Here is a 26368-nt window from a genome sequence, read left to right on the forward strand (position 1 = left end):
TGGCTCCCGGAGGCTACGAGAGGTCGCCGTCCCGAATTGCGCGTTCCGCGTCGTCGAGTGTCGCCGCCGCGTCGAACGCCCCGACGATCCGTTCGAGTTCGGCCCGTTCGGCGTGGGCTAGCTCGTGTGCATGGGCCGTGATGTTCGGAATCGCCCGCAGGATGTTGTCGACGATGGGAACGTCGGCCACCTGCACCGACCGCGACATCGGATTCAGGTCGATCACGATTTCGGCCTTCCCGAGGTCGGCAAGCGCCGCGGCGCGGTCGCCGTCCTCCAGTGGCACCAACACCACGTCCGCGTCGGCGATACCGTCCGCGTCGACTTTCGCACGTTCGTGGGTCAGATTCGGGAGGCGGGCGTCCGCGGCCAGTCCCTTCACCTCGCTCGCGCCGTGGTCGAGGAGGTGGTCGACGATAGCCCGCATCCGTTCCTCGGTTCGGTTGAACAGGTTCACTTCCAGATCCGCGCCGACGGCGTCGGCGAGGGCGACGAGTTCGCCGGGCACCAGCGCCGCCGCGTTGCCGTTCACCGAGACGACGGGATGGTCGGCGAGCAACAGGTGCGCGGCGGCCGCACGCGCCGCCGCGTCCGCCGAGGGGAGCGTCCGCTCCCCGAGCAAGTAGTCGAAGGCCTCGCCGCGCCCCTGGGCGATGAGACCCTGTCTGCTGGTGATGCCCTTCTCGACGCCCGCCTCGATGCGGTGACGGGTCACCAGCGAGTCGTGACGGGGGTGGTCTTCGGGAATCTCGGCCTCGGCCATGCGCTCCCGATTCGGTGGCCCGGATAAAAGCCCCCCGATCAGCCACCGTCGACGAGGTGGGCGCCGGCGTCACAGGTTCGACAGACCGACGCGTCGTACCCGGCGTCCGTGAGCCCCGTCTCGAGCGCGAACACCGTCTCCCCGAGCATAGCCATCGACGCCGCACCGCCGGCGGCGGCGACGGCGTCGACGGCCTCGCGCACCCGGTCCGTGAGCAACCCGGCGTCGCGGGCGAAGCGGCGCGATTCGGCGACGAGCGTCGGGAGCGTCGGGCGGTCGACCAGTCGGTCGAGCGCCGCCTCCCCCGCCCGCACGAGCGGGTCGGTGTCGCCGGCCAGCACCTCGGCCGTCGAGAGGTCGCCGAAGGTGACGTACTCGACACGCCGCGTCGCGGGCACGCCGTCGAGACGACCGTACGCCGGCGCGCCGGGTTCGAGACGGATGGGGACGCCACCGCGGGCCTGGGCGACCACGTCGCCGAGGCCCGTCCCCGCTTCGACCTCCGCGCGGTGGGCGAGCGTCACGAGGTCGTTCGCGGAGCGCTCGCAGCCGAAGCGGACGTTGGCGGCCAGTGCCGTCCCGAGCGCCATCGCGCCCGAGACGCCGAAGCCGGTGCCGAGGGGCAGATCGCTCTCGGCGACGACTCGCGCCCGGTCGGCCACCCCGAGGCCCGAGAGCACCGTCTCGACCGGCGGCATGGGGAGGGCGTCACCGTCGAGAACGACGCCCGGCTCGTCCGCCTCGTGGACCGTCACGGCCACGCCGTCGGTGAGGGTGAGTCCGGCGCCGCGAGATCCCGCCCGCGCCGGGTCGTCGGCGGGCGCAGGGCTGAAGAAGCCGGTGACGTGGCCGGGGACGAACGCGGTCGGTTCGTCGGGCATCGAGTCCGGCTACGGACTCAGCCGCTGTCGGTCCCGCGGGAAGAGGACGGCCTCGCGGATGTTGTCCAGATCCAGCATCGTCATCACGAGGCGTTCGACGCCGTAGGCCCACCCGGCGTGGGGGGGCATACCGTACTTGAACATCCGGGTGTAGTAGTCGAACTGCTCCGGATCGAGGCCCTGCTGTTCGAAGCCGGCGACGAGTTCGTCGTACCGGTGTTCACGCTGTCCGCCCGAGACGAGTTCCATCCGCGGGTGCATCAGGTCGAACCCCTTCGACAGCTGCGGATCGTCGTCGTAGTCCTGAATGTAGAACGGCTTGATCTCGGAGGGCCAGTCGGTGACGAAGTAGTGACCGCCGACGTCCCGACCGAGGGCCTTCTCCGCCTCGGTCGACAGGTCGTCGCCCCAGACGAGCTGTGCGTCGAGTTCACCCGTCGCGTTGACCCGCTCGATGGCCTCCTCGTAGGTGAGGCGCGGGAAGTCGTCCTCGGGGACGGCGAAGTCGTCGTAGCCGAGGAGTTCCAGTTCCGCCGCGCAGTTCTCGGCGACGCCCTCGTAGGCGGCCTTCAGCGTCCCCTCACACACGTCCATCGCCTCGTTGTGGTCGACGAAGGCCGACTCGAAGTCGATCATCGTCGCCTCGTTGAGGTGCCGGGGCGTGTTGTGCTCCTCGGCACGGAAGATGGGACCGATTTCGAAGACGCGTTCGAGACCGCTTCCCACCATCAGCTGTTTGAACAGCTGTGGCGACTGGTTCATGAACGCCTCCTTGCCGAAGTAGGTGATCGGGAAGAGTTCCGTACCGCCCTCCGTCCCGGTGGCGACGATTTTCGGCGTGTTGATCTCCGTCGAGCCGATCGAGCGGAAGTACTCGCGGACCGAGCGCAGGATCTCGCTCCGGATCTCGAAGATGGCCTTCACCTCTGGCTTGCGGAGGTCGAGCGTCCGGTTGTCCAGTCGGGTGGGGAGTTCGGCGTCGACCTTCCCCGACGGGTCGAGCGGGAGTTCGGGGTCGGCGTCGGCCAGCACGTCGACCGACTCGGGAACCATCTCGAGGCCCGTCGGCGCGCGCGGTTCCTCCTCGACGGCCCCGGTGACCGTGACGACGCTCTCGCGGTGGACGCCCAACCCCGTCTCCACGAGGTCCTCGTCCATCTCGTCTTTCTCGAACTTGACCTGGAGTTTACCGGTCTTGTCCCGGAGAATCAGGAAGGCGATGCCGCCGAGGTCACGAATTTCGTGGACCCAGCCGGCGACCGTTGCCGTCTCACCGGCGACGACGTCGGCCGCGTGGGTTCGGTTTTCCATGTCCACCCGTATCGGACCGCGCGCCTTAAACGCGACCGTTTCGTGTCGGCGGACCGGTCACTCCAGCGCCGACGTAGCACCGCTCACTCGACTCGATACTCGCCGATGATGTCCTCGTCGAGGGAGACGCCGAGACCGGGTTCCTCGGGCAACGCGATCCGGCCGTCCGAAAGCGTGGGCGGCGTCTCGAACAGCGCCTCGTACACCGGGAAGTCGGTCGGATCGAACTCCAGCCACTCACAGGCCGGCGACGCCGCCATCACGTGCATCGTCGCCGCGAGACCGACGCCCGTGGTGAAACAGTGCGGCGTCGTGACCGTACCGTACGTCTCCGCCAGCGCACAGATCTTTCTCGCCTCCGTGATGCCGCCACACCGCATCACGTCGGGCATGGCGTAGTCGACGGCGTCCGCCTCGAACAGGTCGTGAAAGCCCCACTTCGTGTACTCGTTCTCGCCGGCGGCGATGGGCACGGTCAGCTCCTCACGCAGCGCGGCCAGGCCGTCAACGTCGTAAGGCGAAAGGGGCTCTTCGTACCAGTACACGTCGTACTCCTCCAGCATCCGCCCGACTCGCCGGGCGTCGGGCCGGTCGTACCCGCAGTTCATGTCGACCATCAGGGCGGTGTCGGGACCGATGGCCTCGCGCATCGCCGCCACTCGCTCCTCGTCGGCGTCGATGCCGCGCCCGAGGTGGGTCTTCACGCCCGCGAACCCCCGGTCGACGTAGGAGCCGGCACGGTCGGCCATCGTCTCCGGGTCCTGCCAGAACAGGTCGCTCGCGTAGGGTTTGAGGTCGCCGCCCACCGCCCCGCCGAGCAGGCGATAGACGGGGACGTCGTGGTGTTTGCCCGCGATGTCCCAGAGCGCGATGTCGACGCCGCTGGCCGCGGAGAGACCCTGGCCCTTCCGGTCCTTGTAGACGTCGTCGGTCACCATCGCCCCCCAGTGACGCTCGATATCGAGCGGGTCCTCGCCGATCAGACGCGGGGCGTACTTCTCCTCGACGATGCGCTCGACGATGAAGGACTCCGGCCCGACGCCCTCGCCGATACCCGTGATCCCCGCGTCCGTCTCGACGACGACGAAGGCCGCCCCGCGGGCGTCCATGGATCGATCCCGAGAGACGCCGAGTGGACGATTCAGCGGTACCTCGATCCGTTCGACGCGTACGTCCGTAATCTCCATCGGTCGTCGGTTCGGCGGGCGCCGGGTAAAAACCAGTGCCGCGAGTTACGCCGCGTCGTCGCTCGCGGCCTTCGCCCCTTCGACCGTCTCGCGGACGGCCGCACAGCCCTCGTCGTGGAGCAAGTCGCCGACGACGACCACGTCGGCGTGTTGGCCCATCTCGTAGGCGGTGTCGTAGTCCCCGACGCCGCCACCGTAAAACAGGGTCGCCTCGGCGAGCGCGTCCTGTGCGGCCCGAACCGTCTCGGGGTCGCCGAACGTGCCGGAGTACTCGATGTAGACGATTTCCTGGCCGAACAGCTTCTCCGCCACGGCGGCGTAGGCCGCCACGTCGTCCGGCGACTGATCGCAGTCGGCGTCGGTGTACTCCGCGACCGACGAGTCCGGGTTCAGGACGATGTACGCCTCGGTGTGAGTGCGTCCCCAGTCGAGACCGTTCTCGATGCGCACCCACTCCTTGTGGGCGCCGGTCACCCAGAAGCTGTCGCCGGCGTTGAACACCGTCGGGATCAGGTAGCCGTCGAGGGCGTCGTCGTCGATGACGACGGCCGGGTTCGACGGCTCCTGGTAGAGCGGCACGCCGTACTTCGCACAGGCGTCGACGACCGTCTCCATCTTCTCTTTGGTCATACCCGTCGTCCCACCGATCTCGATGGCGTCGGTTCCGGTGGCACAGACGTCCTCGAACGTCTCGCCCGCGACGAGTTCCTTGTCGGGGTCGACCTTGAGGACGTGGTCCCACTCGTCCCACGGCGTGGTCATTGCAGGAGTCTACTCCACGGAACTGATAAAAAGGGTCCGACTCGCCGCGCCCGCTCGGAGGACCCGTCGTAAGTCGGTGCCGGCCGTGCTCGGAGCGTCGTGGCGAACGGCCGAAACACGGTTACGACAGGTCGTATCAGTCCGCGTCGGCCTGCCAGTCCCGCACCGTGTCCTCGCCGACGCCATCGATTTCGTTCGCCAGCGCGTCCGGTTCGGCGGCCTTCAGCCCGGCCACGTCCTCGATGCCCGCGGTCTTCAGTTTCTCGGCCGTCTTCTCCCCGATTCCGTCGATGGCCTCCAGTTCGGTCCCCTCCTGACGGGCCTGATACTCCCGGTAGTTGCAGATCGGACAGCCGAGATCCCAGGGTTCGCGGTCCGAATCCTCGTAGGTGATCCGAAGCCCCGGCAGGCCGTGTTCCTCGCAGACGTCGTCGGTGAGTTCCACCTCGCCGCGACGGGGCATGGGGAGGGAGTAATCGCAGTCTGGATAGCGCGTACAGCCGACCAGCCGCCCGCCCGAGCGGAGGCGCTTGACGGCGAGTTCACCCCCCTCGTCGTCGCCACACTCGGGACAGGAACCGACGATCAGGTCGGGTTCTTCCTCCGCCGCCTCGGCCGCACAGAGCGGACAGCCGTGGACGAACGTCTTGCGGCCGGCGAGCATCTTCACGTCGTGCAGGCCGTGTTCGCCACAGACGTCGTCGAGTAGAATCGGCTTCCCCGTCGAGGGGAGGGGGAGCGTGAACTCACAGTCGGGGTAGCCGTCACACCCGACGAAGTAGGAGCCGTTTCGACTCCGTCGGATCACGAGATCGGACCCGCACTCGGGACACGGGCCGACGGTCTTGTCGGCTTTCAGCGACTCGCGCAGGTGGTCGCCGAGCTCCTCCCGGGAGTCGCCGAGGCGGTCGAAGACGCGTTCGAGGATCTCCCTGGACTCGTCGGTGACCGCCTCCAGCGTGGCCTCACCCCGGGCGATGGCCTGCATGTCCGCCTCCAGTTGCGCGGTCATCTCCTCGCTGACGATGAGGTCGGCGAACTCCTCGGACGCCTCGACGACGCCGCGCGCGAGGCGCGTGGGACGGGGCGGATCGCCCTCGATGTAGCCGCGGTCGTACAGTTTCTGGATCACGTCGTGACGCGTCGCCTTCGTTCCGATCCCCATGTCCTCCATCGTCTCGATGAGCCGGGACTGGCCGTACCGTCGCGGCGGCTGGGTCTGCTTGGCCTCGAAGCGCGTCTCGGTCACCGCGAGTTCCTCGCCCTCGACGACGTCGGGGACGTAGTTCTCTGTCGTCGAGCGGTATGGGTAGACGGCGTGGTAGCCCGGATCGACCAGGCGCTTGCCGTTGGCCTTCAGGGAGAGGTCCTCGCTCTCGCCGGCGACGGCCGCGACGACGCGCAGGTGTTCCCACGTGGCCGCGTCGGCGACGGTCGCCAGAAAGCGCCGCACGACGAGTTCGTACACCTCCCACTCGTCCTCGGAGAGGTCCGAGGCCGAGGGGAGTTCGTCGGTCGGATGGATCGGCGGGTGGTCGGTCGTCTCCTCGTCGCCAGCGGTTGGCGTGATGTCGTCGGCGTCGAGCAGCGACGCGGCGTCGTCGCCGAAGCGTCGGCCGGCCGATAACGCGTCGAGCAACTCCCGCGGGTCGAGGTCCTCGGGGTAGACCGTGTTGTCCGTCCGGGGGTACGTGATGTACCCCGCAGTGTAGAGGTCCTCGGCGATACTCATCGCCCGCTGGGCGGAGTAACCGATCCCGCTGGCGGCGCGGATGAACTGCGTCGTGTTGAACGGCGCCGGCGGGTCGTCGGTCCGGGTTCGGCGGCGAACCTCCTCGACCGTCGCCGCCGACGCCGCCGAGAGCACCGCGTCGACCGTCTCGGCGCGGTCCTCGTCCCAGACGCGTTCGGCCTCCGTATCGTCCGTATCGAGGTAGAAGTACTGCGCCTCGAACGTCTCGTCGTCTTTCGCCAGGTCGGCGAACAGTTCCCAGTAGTCCTCGGGGTCGAACGCGTCGATTTCGCGTTCGCGGTCGACGATCAGTTTCAGCGTCGGTCCCTGTACCCGGCCGACGGAGATGAAGTCGTCGCCGAGTTGTCGGGCCGACAGCGAGAGAAACCGCGTGAGCGAAGCGCCCCACATCAGGTCGATGATCTGTCGGGCCTCGCCGGCCGCCGCGAGGTCGAAGTCCAGGTCGTCCGGGTCGGCGAACGCCTCCGTCACCTCGCGGTCGGTGATGGAGGAGAAGCGCACCCGGTCGACTGGCGCCTCGTCGTTGACCTCGCGGACGAGTTCGTAGGCCTCCTTGCCGATGAGTTCGCCCTCGCGGTCGTAGTCGGTCGCGATGTGAACGTGCGAAGCGTTGCGCGCCAACCGGCGGAGCGCCGCGACGATGTTCTCCTGTGTCGGGCGCTTCTCCACCTCGGCGCTCACGAGTTCGACGGGTTCCACGTCGCGCCAGTCGTTGTACTCCGGCGGGAAGTCGACGCCGACGACGTGACCCGACAGGCCGATGCAGCGCTTGCCGCCCCACTTGTAGACGTTGACGCCGTTGATCCGCTCGGCATCCGCGGCTCCCCCGCTGAGAATGTCCGCGATGCGGCGGGCGGCGTTGTCCTTCTCCGTCACGATCAACTCGGGGCCGCGTTTCATCGAGGAGGGATACGCCGAGCACCCGCCTAAAACTTTCGTGGGGCGAAAATCACCGGACATGACGGGTGTGAACGGGAGTCACGCGCCGGCAGTACGACTCACTCCGGCGCCGGGCGACGGCTGTGGATCGGCGTCCAGTCGGGCAGTGCCACGCCGCCGGCGTGTGCCACCGCCGGGTCGGCGGCGAGGCTCTCGACGACGGCATCGGGCGCGCGAGGGGGCGTGACGTCGGGACTGGCCGGGCCGAACGGAGCCGCTTATAGGTCGGGGACGACTCCCGACAGGCATGTCCGGAGTCCACGTCCAGCTCGAACTGGACGGCGTGGCGGGCTGTCCTGCGTCGACGCTCAGCGAGGCGGGGCCGGTCGAATCAGTGACGGTCGACCGGCACGGGACGGGCGAGTCGGCACACGTCGTCGGCGAAGTGACCGTCGACCGGTCCGGCGCCGACGGCCCGGACCCCGCTGGCGTCGAGGAGGTGTTCGACGACGGATCACGGGCCGTGTACCGGTACACACACGAGACGGCGTGTCCGTGTACCCGCGTCCCGGCTCACGGCTGTCCGATCCGTGACCGTCGGGCGGACTCCGGACGACTCGTCCTCCAGTTCATCGTGCCCGACCTCGCGACGCTCCGAACGGTCGTCGCGGACCTCGAATCGTACTGTACGACCCTGCGGGTGCGACGGCTCGTTCGCTCGGGAGTGACCGACGACGACCCGTCGCTTCTCGTGGCCGACCGGAGCGCGTTCACCGACCGCCAGTACGAAGTCCTCGAGACGGCCCACGAGATGGGGTACTTCGAATCGCCGAAGGGTGCGGACTCCGGGGCCGTCGCCGACGAACTCGGCGTCTCGGTGTCAACCTTCGTCGAACACCTCTCCGTGGCACAGACGAAGCTGTTCGATCAGATCATGGCGACCTGACGGGGTCGCGCCCCGAACGTCGACACCGCGGACGTCGTCGCTCGTTCCTCGGTACCGCATCACGCGGGCTTAAATAAACCCGAGCATCCTAGCGAGAGACCGTATCCGAACGCGGCGGCGAGCGTGCGGTGACACGATGGCGCAGACGATCTATCGGGACATCGGCGGACGAGAGGCAGTCGAAGCAGTCGTCAGTGACTTCTACGACGACGTGCTCGCGGACGACCAGCTAGCCCCGTACTTCGACGGGATGGACATGGAGGAACTGCGCGCTCACCAGGTGCAGTTCATCAGCGCCGTCGCCGGCGGCCCGGCCGAGTACACCGGCGCCGACATGCGCGAGGCCCACGACCACCTGGACCTGAACGCCGAGGACTTCGCGGCCGTGGGTCGCCACCTGCGGTCGGCCCTCGAACGGAACGGCGTCACCGAGGAGAACGTCGACGCCATCATGGCCGAAGTCGTCGCGCTCGAAGATCCGATCCTCGGCCGCTGACGGCGTCGAACCGACGGGCGAGCGCGGTCAGCCGTCCAGCCGCTCGCGAAGCAGGCCGTTGACGGTGCCGGGGTCGGCGCTCCCCCCCGTCTTGCTCATCACCTGACCGACGAGGAAGTTGAGGGCGCCGCCCTCGCCGGCGTGGTAGTCCTCGACCGCCTCGGGGTTCTCCTCGATGGCCTCCTCGACGGCGGCGGCGACGGCGTCGTCGCCAGCCTTGCCCAACCCCTCGCGCTCGACCACCTCGTCGGGGGCGAGTCCCTCGTCGAGCATCGCGCGCAGTACCACCTCACGGGCGTTCTTCTCCGTGATTTCGTCGGCGTCGACGAGTTCGATCAGGCGGGCGAACTCGTCGAGTCGCCCGGCCACGTCCGTCACCTGCATGTCGCGGTAGTTGAGTTCGCCGAGCAAGTCGTCGGCGACCCACGTCGCCGCGAGGTCGGCGTCGAACCGGTCGGCCACATCCTCGAAGAAGTCCGCGACTTCCTTCGTCGAGGTGAGTTTCGACGCCGCCTCGGTGTCGAGACCGTACTCCTCGCGGAAGCGTTCGCGGCGGGCGGCCGGCAGTTCCGGGATGGGAATGCGCTCCTTCCAGTCCGCGACCTGCAGGGGCGGGAGGTCGGCCTCGCGGAAGTAGCGGTAGTCCTTCTCCTCTTCCTTCGAGCGCATGGAGACGGTGATGCCCCGGCTCTCGTCCCAGTGGCGCGTCTCCTGTTCGACCTCGCGGCCGCGCTTCACGGCGTTTTTCTGGCGGGTCACCTCGTAGGCGAGTGCCTGCTCCGCACCTTTGTGACTGGAGATGTTCTTCACCTCGGTGCGGTTGGCGGCCGCCAGCGTCTCGTCGTCGACGGCGCCGTCGTCGGCCACCTCGTCGTCGGGGACGAGGGAGATGTTGGCGTCGATCCGGAGGCTGCCGTCGCGCGAGGCGTCGAACACGCCGAGATACTCGAGCACTTCCTCCAGTTTCGCGAGGAACGCGCGGACCTCGCCCGGGCCGCGGAAGTCTGGGTCGGTGACGATTTCCATGAGCGGCGTCCCCGCGCGGTTGTAGTCGACCAGCGTGTAGTCGGCCGTCTCGATGCTGCCGCCCTCGTGCTGGAGGCTCCCGGGGTCCTCCTCGAGGTGGGCGCGGCCGATTCCGATCTCTCGACGGTCGTCCTCGACGCTCACTTCGAGCGAGCCGTCGGCACAGATCGGCGCGTCGTACTGCGTGATCTGGAAGTTCTTCGGCAGGTCGGGGTAGTAGTAATTTTTCCGGTGAAACCGGGTCTCCTCGGCGACGTCGGCGTCGAGCGCCTTCCCCACTTTGACCGCCGCTTCGACGGCCGCCTCGTTGAGAACGGGGAGGGAACCCGGAAGTCCCAGACAGACGGGACAGGTCCGCGTGTTCGGTTCCTCGTCGTCCGCCGCTTCGGTCGAACAGCCACAGAAGATCTTCGTGTCGGTTTCGAGCTGGACGTGAACCTCCAGCCCGATGACGACCGCGAGATCACGTTGCTGGAGCGCCTGCGCAGTCATTGCGCGGGCTTACACGGCCGGTGGCTAAAGGCTAACGGGACCCGGCGTCGTCGTCCCACTCGACGTCCTCGACCAGATCAGTCTCGCGCAGGATGAAGGGACCGATGGAGAGGGTGTGTTTCGTCACCGTCGCGATCCGGAGGATGGAGGCAGCGAGGACGAGGAAGGGCAGAACTGCCACCGTCGACGCGAGGGCGACGACGGGGACGACACCGGGCGTCCGACCGAGCGGACCGGCGGGGTCGAAAAACGCGATCATACAGACGCCGACGAGGAGTGCAGGGAGCGCCGCCGCGAGGATGCTCCGCGAGAGGTTGATGAGCTCCCACTGGAAGTAGAGCGTTTTGAAGTGCTCGCGCGCGGGCCCGAACAGTTCGAGCGTGTCGATCAGCGCATCGAGTGCCGCCTCGGCGTCCGCGTCGAGCGAATCCGATTCGCGGATGCGTTTCGCCGCGAAGATCTTCCACGAGTAGTTGAAGTTCAGAGCCGCCGAGAGCACGTCGAACTCGCCGAACTGCGCGTCGTCGAGGTCGCTGGCGACGCGGTCGGCGTTGCCGATCAGGCTCTCGGTCAGTGACGCCACCTCGGCGTGTTCCGGGCCGGCGGCGTCGCGAAGGTCCCGTGCGTGGCGGCTGGCGACCTGCACGAGCGCACGGAGAAACTGTGAGGGTCGCGCCGGACTGACGGGGACGTCGAGCAGGTCGGCGGTGTCGTCACGAAACTGGAGGGCACCGCGCATCCGCTCGCGCTGATCGCCGACGGCACCGAGTTCCTGTGAGAGGACAAGCTGATTGAGCGTCAACACCAGCGTCACGCCGGTGATGGTGGCGGTGAGAAAACCCTGAAACAGCGTGTCGACGGCGTCGCCACCGCGGAGCTTCGGCGCCGCGGCCGGGAGCACGACCCCGACCGTCAGCACGATCAAAAACACCACGACGGCGAGACCCGCGACGACGAGGCGGCGGTCGGCCTCCAGATAGAGCCAGAGTTTCGTTCGGCTCTCCGAGGCGCGAGCGCGCAACTGGTCGTTCGGCTCGTCGCCGTCCACGTCACCGTCGGCCATGCCACCGCTGGGAGCGGGCGGCGCAAAAAACTGCGGACGAGCACGGTCCGCCGAGCGGAACGTTAATGACCCTCGTCCACCTGTGTCCACCCGAATGCCACGGACCACCACACCGAAACGGTCATCCGCCGACAGTGGTGTGTCCGGTATCGCCATCATTGGGGCCGCCCAGTAGCCCCACACTCCATTCTCTCGCCCGATTTCCGCTCGCAACACGATCCGACCACCGACGATGCCACCCGTTCGCGGGGCCGACCCACACGACCCAGAATGACGAAAAACGTACACGTTCGCGAGGAGACAGCGGAGGAACCGACCACACGACCGATCACGACCGGCGCCGACGCCGTCGTCGCGGCGCTCGAAGCCGCCGGCGTCGATCACGCGTTCGGCGTGCAGGGCGGGGCCATCATGCCCGTCTACGACGCACTGTATCACGCCGACGTGGAACACGTCACGATGGCACACGAACAGGGTGCCGCCCACGCCGCCGACGCCTACGGCGTCGTCTCCGGCACGCCGGGCGTCTGTCTGGCGACGTCCGGCCCCGGTGCGACCAACCTCGTCACCGGACTCGCCGACGCGGACATGGATTCGGATCCGGTCGTCGCTCTGACCGGCCAGGCGCCCTCGGATCTGGTCGGCAAGGACGCCTTCCAGGAGACGGACACGACGGGCATGACCGAACCCGTGACGAAGACGAACTACTTCGCGACCGACCCGGACGCCGTCGGGGACACCGTCGGCGAGGCGTTCGCGCTCGCGGGGTCGGGGCGACCGGGGCCGACGCTGGTCGACCTCCCGAAGGACGTGACCCAGGGCTCGGCCGACTGGACCCCCAGCGAGCCCCGACGCCCCGCACACGTCGCGGTCCCCGACGCGGCCGCGTCCGAGGTGGTCGACGCCGCTGCGGCCGCGCTCGCCGGCGCCGAGCGGCCGGTTATCCTCTCGGGCGGGGGCGTGATCAAAGGCGAGGCGTGGGACGAGCTTCGGGCGTTCGCGGTCGAGTACGGCGTCCCCGTCGTGACGACGATGCCCGGGATCGGCTCGTTCCCGGAGAACCACGACCTCGCGCTGGCGGTCGCGGGGATGCACGGGACCGGCTACGCGAATCTGGCGCTCCAGCACTGCGACGTGATGCTCGCGGTCGGGACGCGCTTCGACGACCGCCTCACCGGCGGCGTCGAGACGTTCGCACCCGGAGCCGAGATCTGTCACGTCGACATCGACCCCGCGGAGATCGGCAAGAACGTCGGCGTCGACTATCCGCTGGTCGGCGACGCGGCCACGGTGCTCGACCACCTCCACGGCGCGATGCCGCGGGCGCCCGAGGCCGACGAGTGGCGCGAGCGGTGCCGGGCCTGGAAGTCCGCGTATCCCCTCGACTACGCGATGTCCGACGACGGGCCGCTGAAACCCCAGTTCGTCGTCGAGGCGACCGACGCACTGACCCCCGACGGGACGGTCGTCACGACCGGCGTCGGCCAGCACCAGATGTGGGCGATGCAGTACTGGACGTACCGCCATCCCCGGACGTGGGTCTCCTCCCACGGCCTCGGGACGATGGGCTACGGGCTCCCCGCGGCCATCGGGGCTCGGATCGCCGCCGACGACGACCGATCGGTCGTCTGCTTCGAGGGCGACGGCTCGTTCCTGATGACGGTCCCGGAACTCGCGGTCGCCGTCCGGGAGGACCTCGACATCACGGTGGTCGTTCTCAACAACGCGGCCATCGGGATGGTCCGCCAGTGGCAGGACGCCTTCTTCGAGGGGCGCCGGATGGCCTCGGGGTACGGGTGGGTCCCGGAGTTCGACACGCTCGCGGCGGCGTTCGGTGCCGAAGGTTTCCGCGTCGAGACGGCCGACGCGGTCGAGGAGACGCTCCGCGCGGCACTGGCGTACGACGGCCCGTCGGTCGTGGACGCACACGTCGCCACGGAGGAAGACGTCTATCCGATCGTGCCGAGCGGCGGCGACAACGCGGCGTTCGCGACGAACGAGGCCCAACTCGACGACCTGTGAGGCGATGACGACCGGCCCCGCGCCGGTCGCGTTCCGTGACAACGAGTGGCAGAGAGTATAGGTTCCCCCGTCCACGAGAGGGAATATGGAGTTCGAAGCGCCACCCGAACACGCGCTGATCCGCTCGACCGCAAGCGACATCGCCGACGAGTACGGTCCCGAGTACTGGCGCGAGCGCGAGGAACGGGGCGAATTCGCCGCCGACTTCTGGGACGAACTCGGCGAGGCGGGGTTCCACGGCCTGCTGATCCCGGAGGAGTACGGCGGCGCCGGGATGGGTCTCCAGGAGATGGGACTCGCGATGGAGACGCTGTGTGCCGAGGGCTGTGGGATGGCGGGGACGTGGTACCTCGTCGTCACCGCGGGCATGGCGGCCATCGCGCTCCGGGAGTCCGGAACCGACGAACAAAAACGGGAGTACCTGCCCGACGTCGCGGCCGGCGACCGGGTCTTCTCCGTCGCCATCACGGAACCCGAGGCGGGGACGAATACGCTGAACGTCGGCACCCGGGCCGAACGCGACGGCGACGAGTACGTCCTGAACGGCAAGAAGGCGTGGATCACCTTCGCGGACCGTGCCGACGAGATGATCCTCGTCACGCGGACGACCCCCCGCGACGAGGCGTCGAAACCGACGGCGGGCCTCAGCCTCTTCCTCGTCGACATGGACGACCCCGGGATCGAGGTGTCGCCAATCCGGAAACACGCGATCAACTACTCGAAGTCGTGTGAGGTGTTCGTCGAGGACGTGCGCGTCCCCGAGACGGCGTTGCTCGGCGAGGAGGGCGAGGGCTGGTGGCACCTGGTGGAGACGCTCAACCCCGAGCGGGTGGGCTTTGCCGCCGCCGCGACGGGGATCGCCGAACTCGCGGTGTCGAACGCCGTCGACTACGCCAACGACCGCGAGGTGTTCGACGCACCGATCGGGACCCATCAGGCCGTCTCCTTCCCCATCACGAAGGCGTACACCAACGTCGAGACGGCGCGACTGATGCGCCAGAAGGCGGCGTGGCTGTTCGATCGGGGGCGAGACTGTGGCTACGAGACGAACGTCGCGAAGGCCGCCGCGGTGGAAGCGGGCATCGACGCCGTCTACCACGCCATGCAGGCCTTCGGTGGCTGGGGCTACGCCGTCGAGTACGACGTCGAACGCTGGTGGCGCGAGATCAACCTCACCCGCCTGGCCCCCGTCACCCAGCAGATGGCGTACAACCACATCGCGACCGAGATGGGGTTCCCGAGGTCCTACTGAGATGGACGTACGTGTCGATGGGGCGACGGCCGAGGAGGCGGAAGCCATCGCTCGAGCGCTCGCAACCCGCTTCGGCGAACGCGTCCGCGTGTTCGCGGGCCGGAAAGACGAGGACCCGGTCGCCGAGAGCGACCCGCCGGACGCCACGGGCGGACGAGAGACGACGGTCGACGCCGACGGCCCGACCGACCGTGAGGACGCCCTCTGGGACGAAATCGCCGACATCCTCGAAGGCGGCCCGGAGAAGTACCGCGAGCGACAGCGGGAGGCGGGCAAACTGTTCGTCCGCGACCGACTCGACCTCTGGTTCCCCGACGGCCTCACCTTCGAGGACGGCAAGTTCGCCAACTTCGACGCGTGGCACCCGTCGGCGCCGAACGCGGACGCCGACGGGAACGACCGCCTCCCGGCCGACGGCCTCCTCACCGGCGCCGCCGACTTCGAGGGACGGGCGGTCCACTTCATGGCCAACGACTACACCGTCAAGGCGGGATCGATGGCCGAGAAGGGCGTCGAGAAGTTCCTCCGGATGCAGGAGCGCGCACTGAAGACGGGGCGGCCGGTCCTCTACCTGATGGACTCCTCGGGCGGCCGGATCGACCAGCAGACCGGCTTCTTCGCCAACCGCGACGGAATCGGGAAGTTCTACTACAACCACTCGATGCTCTCGGGGCGGGTGCCACAGGTCTGTGTCCTGTACGGTCCCTGCATCGCCGGTGCCGCCTACACACCCGTCTTCGCCGACTTCACCGTCATGGTCGAGGGGTCGGCGATGGCCATCGCCTCGCCGCGGATGGTCGAGATGGTCACCGGAGAGCGGATCAGCATGGACGAACTGGGCGGCCCCGCCGTCCACGCCGCCGAGTCGGGCAGTGCCGACCTGGTCGCGCGCGACGAGGAACACGCCCGCTCGCTCGTCGCTCGACTCCTCTCGTATCTCCCGGACAACGCCGACACCGACCCGCCACGAACCGAGGGTCGCGCGCCGGCGAAAGCACCGGAGAGCATCGACGCGGTGGTGCCCGAAGCGCCGCGCAAGGGGTACGACGTGCGGGACCTGCTCGACCGCCTCGCCGACGAGGGATCGGTACTGGAACTCAAACCCGACTACGGCGCCGAAATCGTCACTGCCTTCGCTCGGTTCGACGGGCGGCCGGTCGGCGTCGTCGCCAATCAGCCCGCCGTCCGTGCGGGCGCCATTTTCCCCGACTCCGCGGCGAAGGCCGCCGAATTCGTCTGGACCTGCGACGCCTACGGGATTCCCCTGTGCTACCTCTGTGACACGCCGGGGTTCATGGCGGGGTCGAGCGTCGAGAAGGACGGCATCCTGGAACGGGGCAAGAAGATGATCTACGCCACGTCGGCGGCGACGGTGCCCAAGCAGTGTGTCGTGGTGCGGAAGGCCTACGGCGCGGGTATCTACGCCATGTCGGGGCCGGCTTTCGACACCGAGTCGACGCTGGCGCTCCCCGGTGCCGAAATCGCGATCATGGGACCCGAAGCGGCGATCAACGCGGTGTACGCCCGCAAACTCGCCGACATCGACGACCCCGAGGAGCGCGAGCGCCGGGAGGCGGAACTGCGCGAGGAGTACCGGGAGGAAATCGACGTCCACCGGATGGCGAGCGAGGTGGTCGTCGACGAACTCGTGCCGCCGAGTACGCTCCGCGAGGAACTGGTCGGCCGGTTCGAGTTCTACGAGACGGTCGAGAAGGACCGTCCAAGCAAGAAACACGGGACAGTCCTGTAGAGACGGCAGTCTCTTCGGGGCGTATCGCCAACGCCGTGTTCATGCCGAGAACGTCGGCGCCGCGAACCGAGTCGTGGCGCTCACCCGGCACCGCACTCTGGGTTCTCGTCGCCTCGGGCACGCTGACCGTGATGGCCGGGGCGGTCCTCGGACCGGTGGTCAATCGAATCGGCACGAGCCTCGGCGTCTCCCAGTCGCGAGCCGGCCTCGTCGTCACAACCCACGGCCTCTTTATCGTCCTCACGAGCCCGCTCGCGGGAGGGCTGATCGACCGGTACGGGCCGCGCCGACCCTACGTCCTCGGCCTGGCGCTCTACGGCATCGCCGGCGCTGCCGGCCTGATCGTCGAAACGTTCCCCGCGCTCCTCGTCTCGCGGGCGGCCCTCGGCGTCGCGGTGGCGTTCGTCTACACGTCGATCACCGTCCTGATCTACAACCTCTACGAGGGGGAGCGGAAGGATCGGGCGATGGGGCTCCGGGGGAGCGCCAACAGCCTCGGTGCGGCGGTCTGGCCGCTCGTCGGCGGCGCGCTGGGTACCCTCTCGTGGCACGGGCCGTTCGCCGTCTACCTCCTCGCACTCCCGCTCGGTCTGCTCGCCCTCCTGACCGTCCCGGAACCGGCCATCGAACCCGGTGACACGGGCGACGGCGGCATCCGCGGGGCCGTCCGGGTCGTCCGCCGGACGCCGCTGTTGCCCCTCGTCTACGGGCTGTACTTCCTCGCCAACCTCCTGCTGTACGCCATCGTCGTCTACTACCCAGGTCTGCTCTCGACGTTCGACGTGACCTCCTCGCTCGCAATCAGCCTCTACCTGTCGGCGCTTGGAACCGCGGGCGGCGTCAGCGCGTACTACTACGACCGGATCAAGCGGCGGTTCGACTTCCGGCAACTGACCCTCGTCGCACTGGCGCTGTGGACCGTCGGATTCGCCGTCGCGACGACCGCCGCCTCGCGAGCCGTCGCCGCCTTGCCCGTCGTCCTGTTCGGCCTCGGTCAGGGTCTCGTCTTCCCGACGGTGTTGCTCTGGATTGAGGAACTGGTGCCCGCGGGTCGACAGGGGCAGTTCAGTTCGTACGTCGCTACGTTCGGCTACGTCGGGCAGTTCCTCGCACCGGTGCTGTTCGGACCGGTAGCGGGGGAGTTCGGACTCCGAGTCGTCTTCGGGGTCGCCGCGGCCGGCGTCGCCGTCGCCTTGGTCGGCGTCGCCGTCGCCTTGGTCGGCGTCGGCGGACGCCTCGCGATGTCTGGATGACCGGGGGAATCCCTTTGCCCGCGCCGCCCCACGTGGAGCGCATGACGGGGTGTTACTTCGAGGAGTTCGCGGTCGGGCAGACCTTCGACCACGACAAACGGCGGACCATCACCGAGAGCGACAACCAGCGGTTCTGTGACATGACGATGAACCAGCAACCGCTCCACCTCGACGCCGAGTTCGCGGCCGAGACGGAGTTCGGCGAGCGCATCGTCAACGGCCTCTACACGATGAGCCTCGCGGTGGGGCTGACCATCCCCGACACCACCGACGGGACCATCGTCGCCAATCTCGGCTACGACGACGTCGAACACCCGGCGCCCGTCCACATCGGCGACACCATCCGCGCCCGGACCACCGTAACCGACAAGCGGGAGACGAGCGACGGCGACCGGGGGGTCGTCACCATGCACGTCGAGGCCTTCGACGGCGACGGTCGACTCGTGTGCGGGTTCGACCGAACCGTCCTCGCGAAGAAACGAGCACCCTGACCGATCTCCAGTCGAAATGGTAGGGTCGATTACATTGTGAACTATACCCATCAGGTGTCGCCACCGAAATACCGACCGCCCCGGAGGCAACATAGCAGTGATTAACCGTCGTCGGTGACGACGGCCAGACGGGTCATGTCGAACACCTCACAGCCCGACGACGCCGGCCCCCACGTGGACGGTTCGGACGAGGGACGCCTCCGGTCGGTCGTCGTCACGTACGAGGGTGCAGCCGATCGACGGACGCTCTACCCGCCGGATGCGACGGACGTCGAGCGACTCACTCACTGGCTGACCGCCGACGCCGACGCGTTCCAGCACCTCGACGAGATGCGGTAATCAGTCCTCGAGAGCCCGCCGAACCGCCGCCACGCGCTCGTCGCGGCGCCGAATCACGGTCCCCGGATCGGCGTCGTACTCGTGAAAGCCCGCACCGTCGGCGACGCCGCCGCGACCGGCCGCCAGTCGCTCCGCGAACAGCGGCCCCGGTTCGTCCGCGTCGCTCAGGTGCGGGTAGAGGTTCTCCGCGATGGTTTCGAACAGATCGAGACCGGCGAGGTCGGCCGTTTCGAACGGACCGACGACCGCCGTGCGAAGGGCGTAACCGTCCCGGACGGCCCGCTCGACGTCTTCGAGCGAGGCCACACCCTCGGTCACGAGATGCGTACACTCCCGGAGGACGGCGAACTGAATCCGATTCCAGACGAACCCCGGCACGTCGCGCTCGACGCGGATTGGATCGCGGTCGACGGCCTCGACGAACGCGGCCGTCCGGTCGACCGTCTCGTCGCTCGTCTCGGCCCCGCGGATCACCTCGACCGTCGGCAGGAGATAGGGTGGGTTCCACCAGTGGCAGCCGACGACCCGGTCGGCGACCGACGGGACCGTCGCAGCGACGTCGGTGATGGGGATGCCCGACGTGTTCGTCGCCAGCACCGCATCCGCGGGTGCGTCCGCTGCGAGCGTCTCGAATACCCTCGATTTCACCTCGAGATCCTCGGAGACGCTCTCGATCACCAGCGCGGCGTCCGCGGCCGCCGCCGACAGGTCGAGCGTGTAGCCGATTCGGTCGCGGACGGCGCCGGGTGTGGCGTCGAGCAACCCCGCAGCGTCGAGGAAGGCGAGGGCGTCGTCGACGCCCGCACGGGCGTCGTCGAGGTTCGACTGGCGATGATCGACGAGCGTCACGGGAGCACCGAAGCGAGCGAACTGGACCGCGAGTCCGTGGCCCATCGTGCCCGCGCCGACGACGGTGACCGCCGCCGGCGTCGACGACGTGGTCGAGGACATGGCCACACGGTGGGCGGTGGGGCGCATAAATCTCCGCCCAGACGGACGGTGGAGGGGGACGGCCGATGGCTCCCGGAACGGACGGGGCGGATCGGAACCGGGGGGTTAAGTGCGCTCATGCAGTCGATCCGAACGATGGCCGACAAGCGAGCGACGGTGACCTGTCCGGAGTGTGATCGGCGAGAGACGTTCGACAAACTCGCGACGGCCCGCTCGTTCATCGAGGCCCACCGCGCCGAAACCGGTCACGAAGCGACGTGGGAACTCCACCGTCTCGACGCCGGCGTCGAACGCGCCGGACGGGAAGCGGGCGTCTGTGGCCGCCCCGAGTGTACGACCGAGGACTCGCCGCTCTATCTGGGCGACCGGTGACCGGCGGCCGCGCCGAGTGGACGTGCGCCGCGGGTTGCCCCCGCCGGTAGGCACAAATGCCCGCTCGTCCACGCCCCTGTATGTCCACTTTCGAGTACGAGACGGAGATGCAGGTGCGCTTTCGCGACGTGGACGCCATGCGCCACGTCAACAACGCCGTCTACGCGACCTACCTCGAACAGGCACGGGTCGACTACTACGCCGACGTCCTCGGCGTCGGCCTCGACGACATCGACACCGTCCTCGTCAACCTGAACATCGACTACCGAAGCCAGATCGAACTCGACGACGAGGTGACCGTCGCGATGGGCGTTCGGTCCATCGGCAAGTCGAGCGTCACCATGGCCTACGAGGTCCGAGTCGGCGAGCGGGTGGCCGCGACGGCCGAGACGGTACAGGTGTACGTCGACCCCGACGGCGACGGCTCCCAGCCCCTACCGGCCGCGTGGGTGGACCGGATGGAGTCACGGCGGTCGGCCGCCGAGTGATACGGACGTCCAACAGTCCGTACGAGGCCGACTACCCCTCGTCGTCGCGAAGTTCCAGTTCCGCGACGAGTTCGTAGGGGTCCATTCCCTTGCGGATACGGTCGAGGATGGCGAAGGCGTCGTCCGGCGCGAGGAAGTGCCGCGTCACCGCCCGCCCGAGGGGCGTCGGCTGGAGTCCGTCGATGAAGTTCCACTCCAGCAGTTTGCCGACCGCCTGCGTCGTCGGTACGTCGCCAAGCATCCGGTCGTTGAGCCGTTTGGCCCGCTTGCCGGCGACGGTGATGTTCGCCAGCGTCTCCTCGGCGGCCGCCGACAGGTCGTAGACGGTACGGACGTCCTCCATCTCCCCTTTCAACAGTTTGAACGCCACCTCGTCCTCGGTCATCTCCATGCTGTTGTGGTAGGCGCAGTCGGGTTCGACCAGCAGGTAGACGACGCCCTGATCGTGGTAGTCGGGGCGGCCGGCCCGGCCGAGCATCTGCTCGAACTCCTGGACCGACAGCCACTCGATGCCCATCGCCAGCGTGTCGAAGACGACCTGTGAGGCGGGGAAGTCGACGCCGGCGGCCAGTGCCGCCGTGGTCACGACGGCCGCGAGGTCCTGGTCCCCGAACTGGCGCTCGACGCGCTTTCGCCGGCCGTAGTCGAGGCCGGCGTGGTACGGCGCCGAGTCGTACTCCAGCTTGCGGGAGATTTCGTGACAGCGGCGCCGCGAGTTGGTGAAGATGATCGTCTGCCCGCGGTAGCCCTTCGACGACTTGCTGTCGAAGGCCCGCCTGACCAGCCGGTTCTCGATCCGGGTCTTCTCCTGAGCGTCGGCGAAGGTCAGGTGTCGTTCGATGGGGACCGGCCGCTCCTCGAACTCGATGAGGCGTGCGCGGAGATTCGTCGCCAGCCACTCGGGGTTACCGACGGTGGCGGAGAGGTAGATCCACTGTGCGCCGTCGTAGTCGCCGCCGTTCGACGCCCGGCGCTCACAGTAGTGTTTCAGCCGGGAGATCATCCCGTCGAGGCGGTGGCCACGCTCCCCTTCTTTCAGCGTGTGCACCTCGTCGATGACGACGGTCCCGACGTCGCCGAGGTCCTTTCCCGTCCGCAACGCGTGGTCGATACCCTCGTAGGTGCCGACGACCACGTCGGCCGACGGGTCGAAGCGCGTGCCGTCGTCGGTGACGCGACTGCCGCCGACGCGGATGGTCACGTCGACGAGGTCACCGTAGCGCTCCTCGAAGTTCTCCTCCTTCTGGTTGGCGAGGGCGACGAGGGGGACCAGAAAGAGGAGTTTGCCCTTCCCCTTCAGCGCGCGGTCGATGCCGGCGAGTTCGCCGATCAGGGTCTTGCCCGTCGCCGTCGCGCTCACGACGAGCTGGTCGTCGCCGTCGAGCAGGCCGTTCCGGACCGAGAGGCTCTGAACCGGCAGGAGCGTCTCGAACCGGTCGGTGACCTGTGACTTCAGCTTCGGGTGGAGGTCCAGATCCGCCGTCTCGACGGGGTCGACGTCCTCGACGGTGGCGCCGATTTCGTCGAACTTGGTGAGGTCCGGGTCGAGCTCTCCCTGCAGGAGGTTGGTGATACGGTCGAGATCCTGCACCTCCAGCAGGAGTTCTTCGAGGCGGTCCTGTGCGGCGCCGGTGAGTCCGCCGGCGTAGGCGAGTTCCCCGTCGAGTTCCCGTTTCGCACAGTCCGGGCAGATGTAGTCCCGGTCTGCCTTGATCGCGGTGTCCTCCGTGATCGGCGAGTACCGCCCCTCGGAGGCGCAGTAGCGACAGGTTCGGACGGTGAGCGCGTCGAGTTGGTAGCCGTCGAGCATCGCCTCCAGTCGCTCGCGGTCCGCCGTCGACGTCTGCTGAGAGATGCGAATGCGCTCGGCGCGGCGCGCGAGTTCGACGAACTGACTCGGGTCGCGTGGCTCCTCGGTCGACCCGCGCTTGATCCGGAAGCGAGCGGGGCGGGGACCGGCGTCCGTCTCCTTGAGGTCGAGGACCGCTCGAAACACCCGGTCGCCGTCGCGGGTGACGGCGACCAGGAAGTCGCCGTCCCGACCGTGGAGAAAGAGCGTCTCGACGCGTCCGACCTGCCGTGACACGAATTCGGGTAGGTGGACGGGGTATTTCAGCCGTTCGACTCCGTAGCGGTGCTCGATTCCTCACTCGACGAGTTCGATGGTGTCGTCGCCGTTCGGCACCGCACAGATGAACGCGCCCGCCTCGTCGCCCTCGTTCCGGTACCAGTGGGGGACACCCGCCGGGATCAGCAGCGAGTCGCCGGCCGAGACGGTGTACTCTTCGCCGTCGATGCCGACGACGTACTCCCCGGAGAGCACGTACTGTTCGTGTTCGACCGCGTTGGTGTGGGTCGGCACCGCGGCGCCGGGGTCGAGGGTGAACCGTCGCATCGCGAAGTGTGGCGCGCCGTCGGACTCGTCGATCAGGACGCCCTTCGAGAGACCGTCGGCCGCGTCGACGGCCTCGTCCTCGATGTCGTCGCCGCGCTTGACCACCGGGGTCGGTGACTGTTCGCTCATGGAGGGAAATAGGGGGGCGGGGGTCTAAGGTTTAGCGTCGCCAGTGAGGCCGTCGATCGGTCAGCCCTGGCTGTGGAACCTGGTGTTGGCGTCGGAGATGATGCTCTTGGCGGCCTCGCTGTCGTCGTACCCGTCGACGACGATGTTGCCGTCCGGTTCGAGGTTCTTGTAGGTCCGGAAGAACTCCGCGATCTCCTCGCGAGTATGCTCGGGGATGTCGGAGACTTCGGAGACGTGTGCCCACCGCGGATCGTCTGCGGGGACGCCGATGATCTTGTCGTCGTTCTCACCCGCGTCGGTCATGCGGATCACGGCGACCGGACGCACGTCGAGCACGCAACCGGGGAAAAGCGACGAGTCGAGCATGACCAGGACGTCGAGCGGGTCGCCGTCGCCCATGGCAGTCTGGGGAACGAATCCGTAGTCGCCGGGGTAGCGAACCTCGCTGTAGAGCATCCGGTCGAGGATGATCCGGTGCGGGTCCGCACGGTATTCGTACTTTTCGCGGCTGTTCATCTGCGCGACCGAAACCGCGGTGATCGTGTTCGGGAAGTCGCTGTGCTGGTCGACGTCGGTGATGTAGTTCATGGGTGGCTCCGTCGCGTCGAGTTGCTCCACACGCTGCTCGTCGCCGTCCGCCGCGCGCACCCCACCGGAGGCCGCGAGACCGGCTGCCGATCCGGCTCCGATCAGGAACGAACGACGCGACGCCGACGGTGGCAGTTCGTCCGTATCGTCGAACATCGAACGAATCAACCCGAGTCGGGCGATTGAGTTTTTATATGATCGAAATATAGCCGTCACATCGTTGGTGTGTGATCCAAACCCACGGCCGGAATCGGGTCGGCGCCCTTGCAAGAGTTAAGTCCGTCCCGTCGCAAGTCTCCGTATGCGCGGGATCCGTATCGGAAGTGCGTTCGGCATTCCGATCAAACTCGATCTGACCTTCCTCCTGGTTCTCCCCCTGTTCGCGTGGCTGATCGGAGCGGACGTGGGGAATCTCATCACCGTTCTCAACGACGTGTTCGACGCGACGATGCCCGTAGACGTGCTCACCGTGGGATCGATGCCGTGGATTCTCGGCGGCGCGGCGGCCACCGGCCTGTTCTTCTGCGTCCTCCTCCACGAGTTCGGCCACTCCCTCGTCGCGATGCACTACGGCTACCACATCGACTCGATTACCCTCTGGCTGTTCGGCGGCGTCGCCCGATTCACGGAGATGCCCGAAAACTGGAAACAGGAGTTCACCATCGCCGTCGCCGGCCCCATCGTCAGCGTCGCCCTCGGCGTCGTCTCCTACGTCGCCTTCCTGCTCGCCCCCGGAAGCCTGCCGTCCGTGCAGTTCGTCCTCGCCTACCTCGCCATGACGAACATCGTCCTAGCCGTGTTCAACATGATGCCCGGGTTCCCGATGGACGGCGGACGCGTCCTTCGAGCGTTGCTGGCGCGGACCCGCCCGCACGCTCGGGCGACGCAGATCGCGGCGGAAGTGGGCAAACTCTTCGCCGTCGTCCTCGCCATCGTCGGCCTCTTCGCCAACCTGTTTCTGGTGGCGCTCGCCTTCTTCATCTACATCGGCGCGTCGAGCGAGGCCCAGCAGACCGTCATGAAGGCGGCCTTCCAGGACGTGACCGTCGCCGACATCATGACGCCCGCGGCGGAACTCGACACCGTCACCGCCGACACCTCGCTGACGACGCTCTCCGATCGGATGTTCCACGAACGCCACACCGGCTATCCGGTCCTCCGACAGGGGAGTCTCGTCGGGATGGTCACCCTCGACGACACCCGCGAGGTGCGCGACGTGGAGCGAGACGCCTACCGCGTCGAGGACGTGATGGCGACCGACGTCGTGACCATCGTGCCGGAGGCGGACGCGATGGACGCCCTCTCGACGATGCAACGCGAGAGTGTCGGTCGTCTCCCCGTCGTCGACGACGCGGGCGAACTCGTCGGTCTCGTCTCCCGTACCGACCTGATGAGAGCGTTCAACATCATCCAGACCCGCGGGTCGGCGGCGGGGATGGGTGCGGGTTTCGACCGCCTGTCGAACGACGCCGACTTCGCCCGTCGCTGAGCCGCCTCAGTCCCGACGGCCCCGATCCGGCGGCGTCGCCGAATCGGCGGCCGCGTCGGCGGCCGCGTCGGCGCCGAGGAGACGCGGAAGGGCCGTGTGGGCGAACGTGACGGCGAGAGCGAGGACGATGGGGGCGAAAAAGAGTCCGTAGAAGCCGAAGACGACCGGCCCGAAGATGTACGCGAGCATCAACAGACCGACGTGAGTTCGCTCGCCGCTGAGGTACGGACGGAGGACGAGGTCCGGGATGGTGTCGACGACGACGACGGCCACGGTGAGGAAGCCGGCGACGTACACCAACAGCGAGTACTCGCCGCTGAAGACGGCCGGCATCGACATCGCGGCGGCGATGGGGAGGTAGACGATCTTCATGCCGACGACGGGGATCAGGCTCGCGACACCGGTGAGTACCCCCGCAAGCGCCGGATAGGGCACCTGAACGGCGGCGGGGACGAGCGCGTTGTACCCCTTGAACGCGCCGACGCCGATGAGGGCGATGGCGATGACGTTCAGGAGGTTACCGAAGAGGATGGCCTCGAGTTCGCGGTCGGCAGCCTCCAGATATTCGCGGACGATGGCGTCGTCGTCGAATTGGCGGAGCCAGTGGTACAACTGCGATCCGTCGATCAGCAGGTAGTAGCTGACGACGGTGACGATGAAGAGGTTGAGGAAAAAGCCCGTAATCGCACTGGTCAGCAAGGCGGCGTTCTCCACGAGGAAATCGATGATCGCGTCGAACTGGCCGGCGCGGTACGCCTCGACGACGCCCGCGAAGGAGAGACTCGGGAGTTCCTCCATCCCTTCGAGCCACGCCACGTTCGCGGCGGCCGTCTCGACGACTGGATACGCCGCGACGAACCGGCGCGTCTCGGTGACCAGCAACACGAGTGTGTAACTCAACAGGAGGAGGAGCGGCACGGCGAGAAGCAGTATTACGGTCACGGCTCGAACCCGTTTCGGGAGGTGGAGACGGTCGAGTGCCTTGTAGAACCGCCGCGTCGAGTAGTAGATGAAGACGGCGACGGTGAGGGCGGCGATGAACCGGTACGCGATGTAGGCCGTGACGGCGGTGACGAGGAGTCCGAAGAGGGCGACTACTGCGCGTCGTTCGTCCATGCGTACGGAGTACTCTCCGGTACGGGGTGAAAAATCGTGGTGCCGTGTCTCGGTGACGGTCGGACGACTGACGGGCAGCGTGCGCGAATCGGTCCCGAGTGCGATCCACTGCCGGCCCGTCCGGTCCTCACGTCCGTTCGCCGTCGGAAGGTCCGAGTGCGAGAATCGAGCCAC

24 protein-coding genes are annotated in these 26368 nt (G+C 67.9%); 11 read left to right on the top strand and 13 right to left on the bottom strand.

Features of this window, described 5'->3' with window-relative positions:
• Positions 1–13 precede the first annotated feature (13 nt).
• The 6 genes from V8686_RS16100 to V8686_RS16125 all read right to left on the bottom strand — a co-directional run bounded on the left by V8686_RS16100 (position 14) and on the right by V8686_RS16125 (position 7557).
• Positions 14–763 carry a 4-phosphopantoate--beta-alanine ligase gene (locus V8686_RS16100; protein ID WP_379706230.1) on the bottom strand — a complete coding sequence of 250 codons (750 nt, stop codon included), beginning with the start codon at positions 761–763 and terminating at the stop codon, positions 14–16.
• Between the two features lie 38 nt (positions 764–801).
• On the bottom strand, positions 802–1644 hold the full coding sequence (locus V8686_RS16105; protein ID WP_379706233.1) for a pantoate kinase: 843 nt from the start codon (positions 1642–1644) through the stop codon (positions 802–804).
• Between the two features lie 9 nt (positions 1645–1653).
• Positions 1654–2955: an aspartate--tRNA(Asn) ligase gene (gene aspS / locus V8686_RS16110; RefSeq protein WP_379706236.1), complete on the bottom strand. Its 1302-nt coding sequence runs from the start codon at positions 2953–2955 to the stop codon at positions 1654–1656.
• A gap of 83 nt (positions 2956–3038) precedes the next feature.
• The gene (locus tag V8686_RS16115) at positions 3039–4142 is read right to left on the bottom strand and encodes a mandelate racemase/muconate lactonizing enzyme family protein (protein WP_379706239.1); all 1104 of its coding nucleotides are present in this window, start codon (positions 4140–4142) and stop codon (positions 3039–3041) included.
• A 45-nt stretch (positions 4143–4187) separates the two neighbouring features.
• Positions 4188–4904: a phosphoglycerol geranylgeranyltransferase gene (locus V8686_RS16120; RefSeq protein WP_379706242.1), complete on the bottom strand. Its 717-nt coding sequence runs from the start codon at positions 4902–4904 to the stop codon at positions 4188–4190.
• Positions 4905–5040: 136 nt separating this feature from the next.
• Positions 5041–7557: a DNA topoisomerase I gene (locus tag V8686_RS16125; protein ID WP_379706245.1), complete on the bottom strand. Its 2517-nt coding sequence runs from the start codon at positions 7555–7557 to the stop codon at positions 5041–5043.
• Between the two features lie 286 nt (positions 7558–7843).
• On the opposite strand from V8686_RS16125, the gene V8686_RS16130 reads away from it, so the two are divergent.
• Together V8686_RS16130 and V8686_RS16135 are read left to right on the top strand one after the other, a co-directional pair.
• Positions 7844–8482 (top strand): helix-turn-helix domain-containing protein, encoded by a 639-nt coding sequence (locus V8686_RS16130; RefSeq protein WP_379706248.1) that lies wholly within the window; start codon positions 7844–7846, stop codon positions 8480–8482.
• Positions 8483–8618: 136 nt separating this feature from the next.
• Complete coding sequence (locus V8686_RS16135; protein WP_379706251.1) at positions 8619–8978, top strand: group I truncated hemoglobin; 360 nt, start codon at positions 8619–8621, stop codon at positions 8976–8978.
• A 27-nt stretch (positions 8979–9005) separates the two neighbouring features.
• Here V8686_RS16135 and gatB read toward each other — a convergent pair whose 3' ends face one another.
• Positions 9006–10496, bottom strand: a complete 1491-nt coding sequence (gene gatB, locus V8686_RS16140) for an Asp-tRNA(Asn)/Glu-tRNA(Gln) amidotransferase subunit GatB (RefSeq protein ID WP_379706253.1) — start codon at positions 10494–10496, stop codon at positions 9006–9008.
• 31 nt (positions 10497–10527) lie between these two features.
• Positions 10528–11559: a hypothetical protein gene (locus V8686_RS16145; protein ID WP_379706256.1), complete on the bottom strand. Its 1032-nt coding sequence runs from the start codon at positions 11557–11559 to the stop codon at positions 10528–10530.
• Positions 11560–11829: 270 nt separating this feature from the next.
• On the opposite strand from V8686_RS16145, the gene ilvB reads away from it, so the two are divergent.
• From ilvB to V8686_RS16175, 6 genes are all read left to right on the top strand, one after another.
• Positions 11830–13581 (top strand): biosynthetic-type acetolactate synthase large subunit, encoded by a 1752-nt coding sequence (ilvB, locus tag V8686_RS16150; RefSeq protein WP_379706259.1) that lies wholly within the window; start codon positions 11830–11832, stop codon positions 13579–13581.
• Positions 13582–13666: 85 nt separating this feature from the next.
• Positions 13667–14833: an acyl-CoA dehydrogenase family protein gene (locus V8686_RS16155; RefSeq protein ID WP_379706262.1), complete on the top strand. Its 1167-nt coding sequence runs from the start codon at positions 13667–13669 to the stop codon at positions 14831–14833.
• A gap of 1 nt (position 14834) precedes the next feature.
• The gene (locus V8686_RS16160; protein ID WP_379706265.1) at positions 14835–16583 is read left to right on the top strand and encodes an acyl-CoA carboxylase subunit beta; all 1749 of its coding nucleotides are present in this window, start codon (positions 14835–14837) and stop codon (positions 16581–16583) included.
• A 41-nt stretch (positions 16584–16624) separates the two neighbouring features.
• Positions 16625–17836, top strand: a complete 1212-nt coding sequence (locus tag V8686_RS16165; protein WP_379706268.1) for an MFS transporter — start codon at positions 16625–16627, stop codon at positions 17834–17836.
• A gap of 41 nt (positions 17837–17877) precedes the next feature.
• On the top strand, positions 17878–18327 hold the full coding sequence (locus V8686_RS16170; RefSeq protein WP_379706270.1) for a MaoC family dehydratase: 450 nt from the start codon (positions 17878–17880) through the stop codon (positions 18325–18327).
• Between the two features lie 135 nt (positions 18328–18462).
• Positions 18463–18666, top strand: a complete 204-nt coding sequence (locus tag V8686_RS16175; RefSeq protein ID WP_379706273.1) for a DUF7511 domain-containing protein — start codon at positions 18463–18465, stop codon at positions 18664–18666.
• Here the strand turns inward: V8686_RS16175 and V8686_RS16180 are convergent, their stop codons facing one another.
• Positions 18667–19617 carry a 3-hydroxyacyl-CoA dehydrogenase family protein gene (locus tag V8686_RS16180; protein ID WP_379706276.1) on the bottom strand — a complete coding sequence of 317 codons (951 nt, stop codon included), beginning with the start codon at positions 19615–19617 and terminating at the stop codon, positions 18667–18669.
• Positions 19618–19752: 135 nt separating this feature from the next.
• Here V8686_RS16180 and V8686_RS16185 point away from each other — a divergent pair, with 135 nt between their 5' ends.
• Together V8686_RS16185 and V8686_RS16190 are read left to right on the top strand one after the other, a co-directional pair.
• A complete protein-coding gene (locus tag V8686_RS16185) occupies positions 19753–19989 on the top strand; it encodes a DUF7542 family protein (RefSeq protein ID WP_379706278.1) in 237 nt (78 codons plus the stop codon).
• 80 nt (positions 19990–20069) lie between these two features.
• Positions 20070–20477 (top strand): acyl-CoA thioesterase, encoded by a 408-nt coding sequence (locus V8686_RS16190; protein WP_379706281.1) that lies wholly within the window; start codon positions 20070–20072, stop codon positions 20475–20477.
• A 31-nt stretch (positions 20478–20508) separates the two neighbouring features.
• On the opposite strand, the gene V8686_RS16195 is transcribed toward V8686_RS16190, so the two are convergent.
• The 3 genes from V8686_RS16195 to V8686_RS16205 are packed head-to-tail and all read right to left on the bottom strand — an operon-like array spanning position 20509 to position 23745.
• Complete coding sequence (locus V8686_RS16195) at positions 20509–22563, bottom strand: DEAD/DEAH box helicase (RefSeq protein ID WP_379706283.1); 2055 nt, start codon at positions 22561–22563, stop codon at positions 20509–20511.
• 60 nt (positions 22564–22623) lie between these two features.
• Positions 22624–23001: a cupin domain-containing protein gene (locus V8686_RS16200; protein WP_379706286.1), complete on the bottom strand. Its 378-nt coding sequence runs from the start codon at positions 22999–23001 to the stop codon at positions 22624–22626.
• A gap of 60 nt (positions 23002–23061) precedes the next feature.
• Positions 23062–23745 (bottom strand): inorganic diphosphatase, encoded by a 684-nt coding sequence (locus V8686_RS16205; protein ID WP_379706288.1) that lies wholly within the window; start codon positions 23743–23745, stop codon positions 23062–23064.
• 145 nt (positions 23746–23890) lie between these two features.
• Between V8686_RS16205 and V8686_RS16210 the strand changes: the two genes are divergently transcribed.
• A complete protein-coding gene (locus tag V8686_RS16210; RefSeq protein WP_379706291.1) occupies positions 23891–25078 on the top strand; it encodes a CBS domain-containing protein in 1188 nt (395 codons plus the stop codon).
• Positions 25079–25084: 6 nt separating this feature from the next.
• Here the strand turns inward: V8686_RS16210 and V8686_RS16215 are convergent, their stop codons facing one another.
• Entirely contained in the window at positions 25085–26194 is a 1110-nt protein-coding gene (locus V8686_RS16215; RefSeq protein ID WP_379706294.1) for an AI-2E family transporter, read from the bottom strand.
• Positions 26195–26368 lie beyond the last annotated feature (174 nt).

The organism is Haloplanus litoreus, from assembly GCF_045690335.1.
GTDB classification, from domain to species: domain Archaea; phylum Halobacteriota; class Halobacteria; order Halobacteriales; family Haloferacaceae; genus Haloplanus; species Haloplanus litoreus.

Coding starts and splice junctions, on each gene's coding strand:
- V8686_RS16215 (WP_379706294.1), bottom strand. CDS start 26,194: ATGGACGAACGACGCGCAGTAGTCGCCCTCTTCGGACTCCTCGTCACC.
- V8686_RS16180 (WP_379706276.1), bottom strand. CDS start 19,617: ATGTCCTCGACCACGTCGTCGACGCCGGCGGCGGTCACCGTCGTCGGC.
- V8686_RS16205 (WP_379706288.1), bottom strand. CDS start 23,745: ATGTTCGACGATACGGACGAACTGCCACCGTCGGCGTCGCGTCGTTCG.
- V8686_RS16115 (WP_379706239.1), bottom strand. CDS start 4,142: ATGGAGATTACGGACGTACGCGTCGAACGGATCGAGGTACCGCTGAAT.
- V8686_RS16175 (WP_379706273.1), top strand. CDS start 18,463: ATGTCGAACACCTCACAGCCCGACGACGCCGGCCCCCACGTGGACGGT.
- ilvB (WP_379706259.1), top strand. CDS start 11,830: ATGACGAAAAACGTACACGTTCGCGAGGAGACAGCGGAGGAACCGACC.
- V8686_RS16135 (WP_379706251.1), top strand. CDS start 8,619: ATGGCGCAGACGATCTATCGGGACATCGGCGGACGAGAGGCAGTCGAA.
- V8686_RS16155 (WP_379706262.1), top strand. CDS start 13,667: ATGGAGTTCGAAGCGCCACCCGAACACGCGCTGATCCGCTCGACCGCA.
- V8686_RS16125 (WP_379706245.1), bottom strand. CDS start 7,557: ATGAAACGCGGCCCCGAGTTGATCGTGACGGAGAAGGACAACGCCGCC.
- V8686_RS16165 (WP_379706268.1), top strand. CDS start 16,625: ATGCCGAGAACGTCGGCGCCGCGAACCGAGTCGTGGCGCTCACCCGGC.
- aspS (WP_379706236.1), bottom strand. CDS start 2,955: ATGGAAAACCGAACCCACGCGGCCGACGTCGTCGCCGGTGAGACGGCA.
- V8686_RS16200 (WP_379706286.1), bottom strand. CDS start 23,001: ATGAGCGAACAGTCACCGACCCCGGTGGTCAAGCGCGGCGACGACATC.
- V8686_RS16130 (WP_379706248.1), top strand. CDS start 7,844: ATGTCCGGAGTCCACGTCCAGCTCGAACTGGACGGCGTGGCGGGCTGT.
- V8686_RS16160 (WP_379706265.1), top strand. CDS start 14,835: ATGGACGTACGTGTCGATGGGGCGACGGCCGAGGAGGCGGAAGCCATC.
- V8686_RS16100 (WP_379706230.1), bottom strand. CDS start 763: ATGGCCGAGGCCGAGATTCCCGAAGACCACCCCCGTCACGACTCGCTG.
- V8686_RS16190 (WP_379706281.1), top strand. CDS start 20,070: ATGTCCACTTTCGAGTACGAGACGGAGATGCAGGTGCGCTTTCGCGAC.
- V8686_RS16145 (WP_379706256.1), bottom strand. CDS start 11,559: ATGGCCGACGGTGACGTGGACGGCGACGAGCCGAACGACCAGTTGCGC.
- gatB (WP_379706253.1), bottom strand. CDS start 10,496: ATGACTGCGCAGGCGCTCCAGCAACGTGATCTCGCGGTCGTCATCGGG.
- V8686_RS16170 (WP_379706270.1), top strand. CDS start 17,878: ATGACGGGGTGTTACTTCGAGGAGTTCGCGGTCGGGCAGACCTTCGAC.
- V8686_RS16210 (WP_379706291.1), top strand. CDS start 23,891: ATGCGCGGGATCCGTATCGGAAGTGCGTTCGGCATTCCGATCAAACTC.
- V8686_RS16120 (WP_379706242.1), bottom strand. CDS start 4,904: ATGACCACGCCGTGGGACGAGTGGGACCACGTCCTCAAGGTCGACCCC.
- V8686_RS16105 (WP_379706233.1), bottom strand. CDS start 1,644: ATGCCCGACGAACCGACCGCGTTCGTCCCCGGCCACGTCACCGGCTTC.
- V8686_RS16185 (WP_379706278.1), top strand. CDS start 19,753: ATGGCCGACAAGCGAGCGACGGTGACCTGTCCGGAGTGTGATCGGCGA.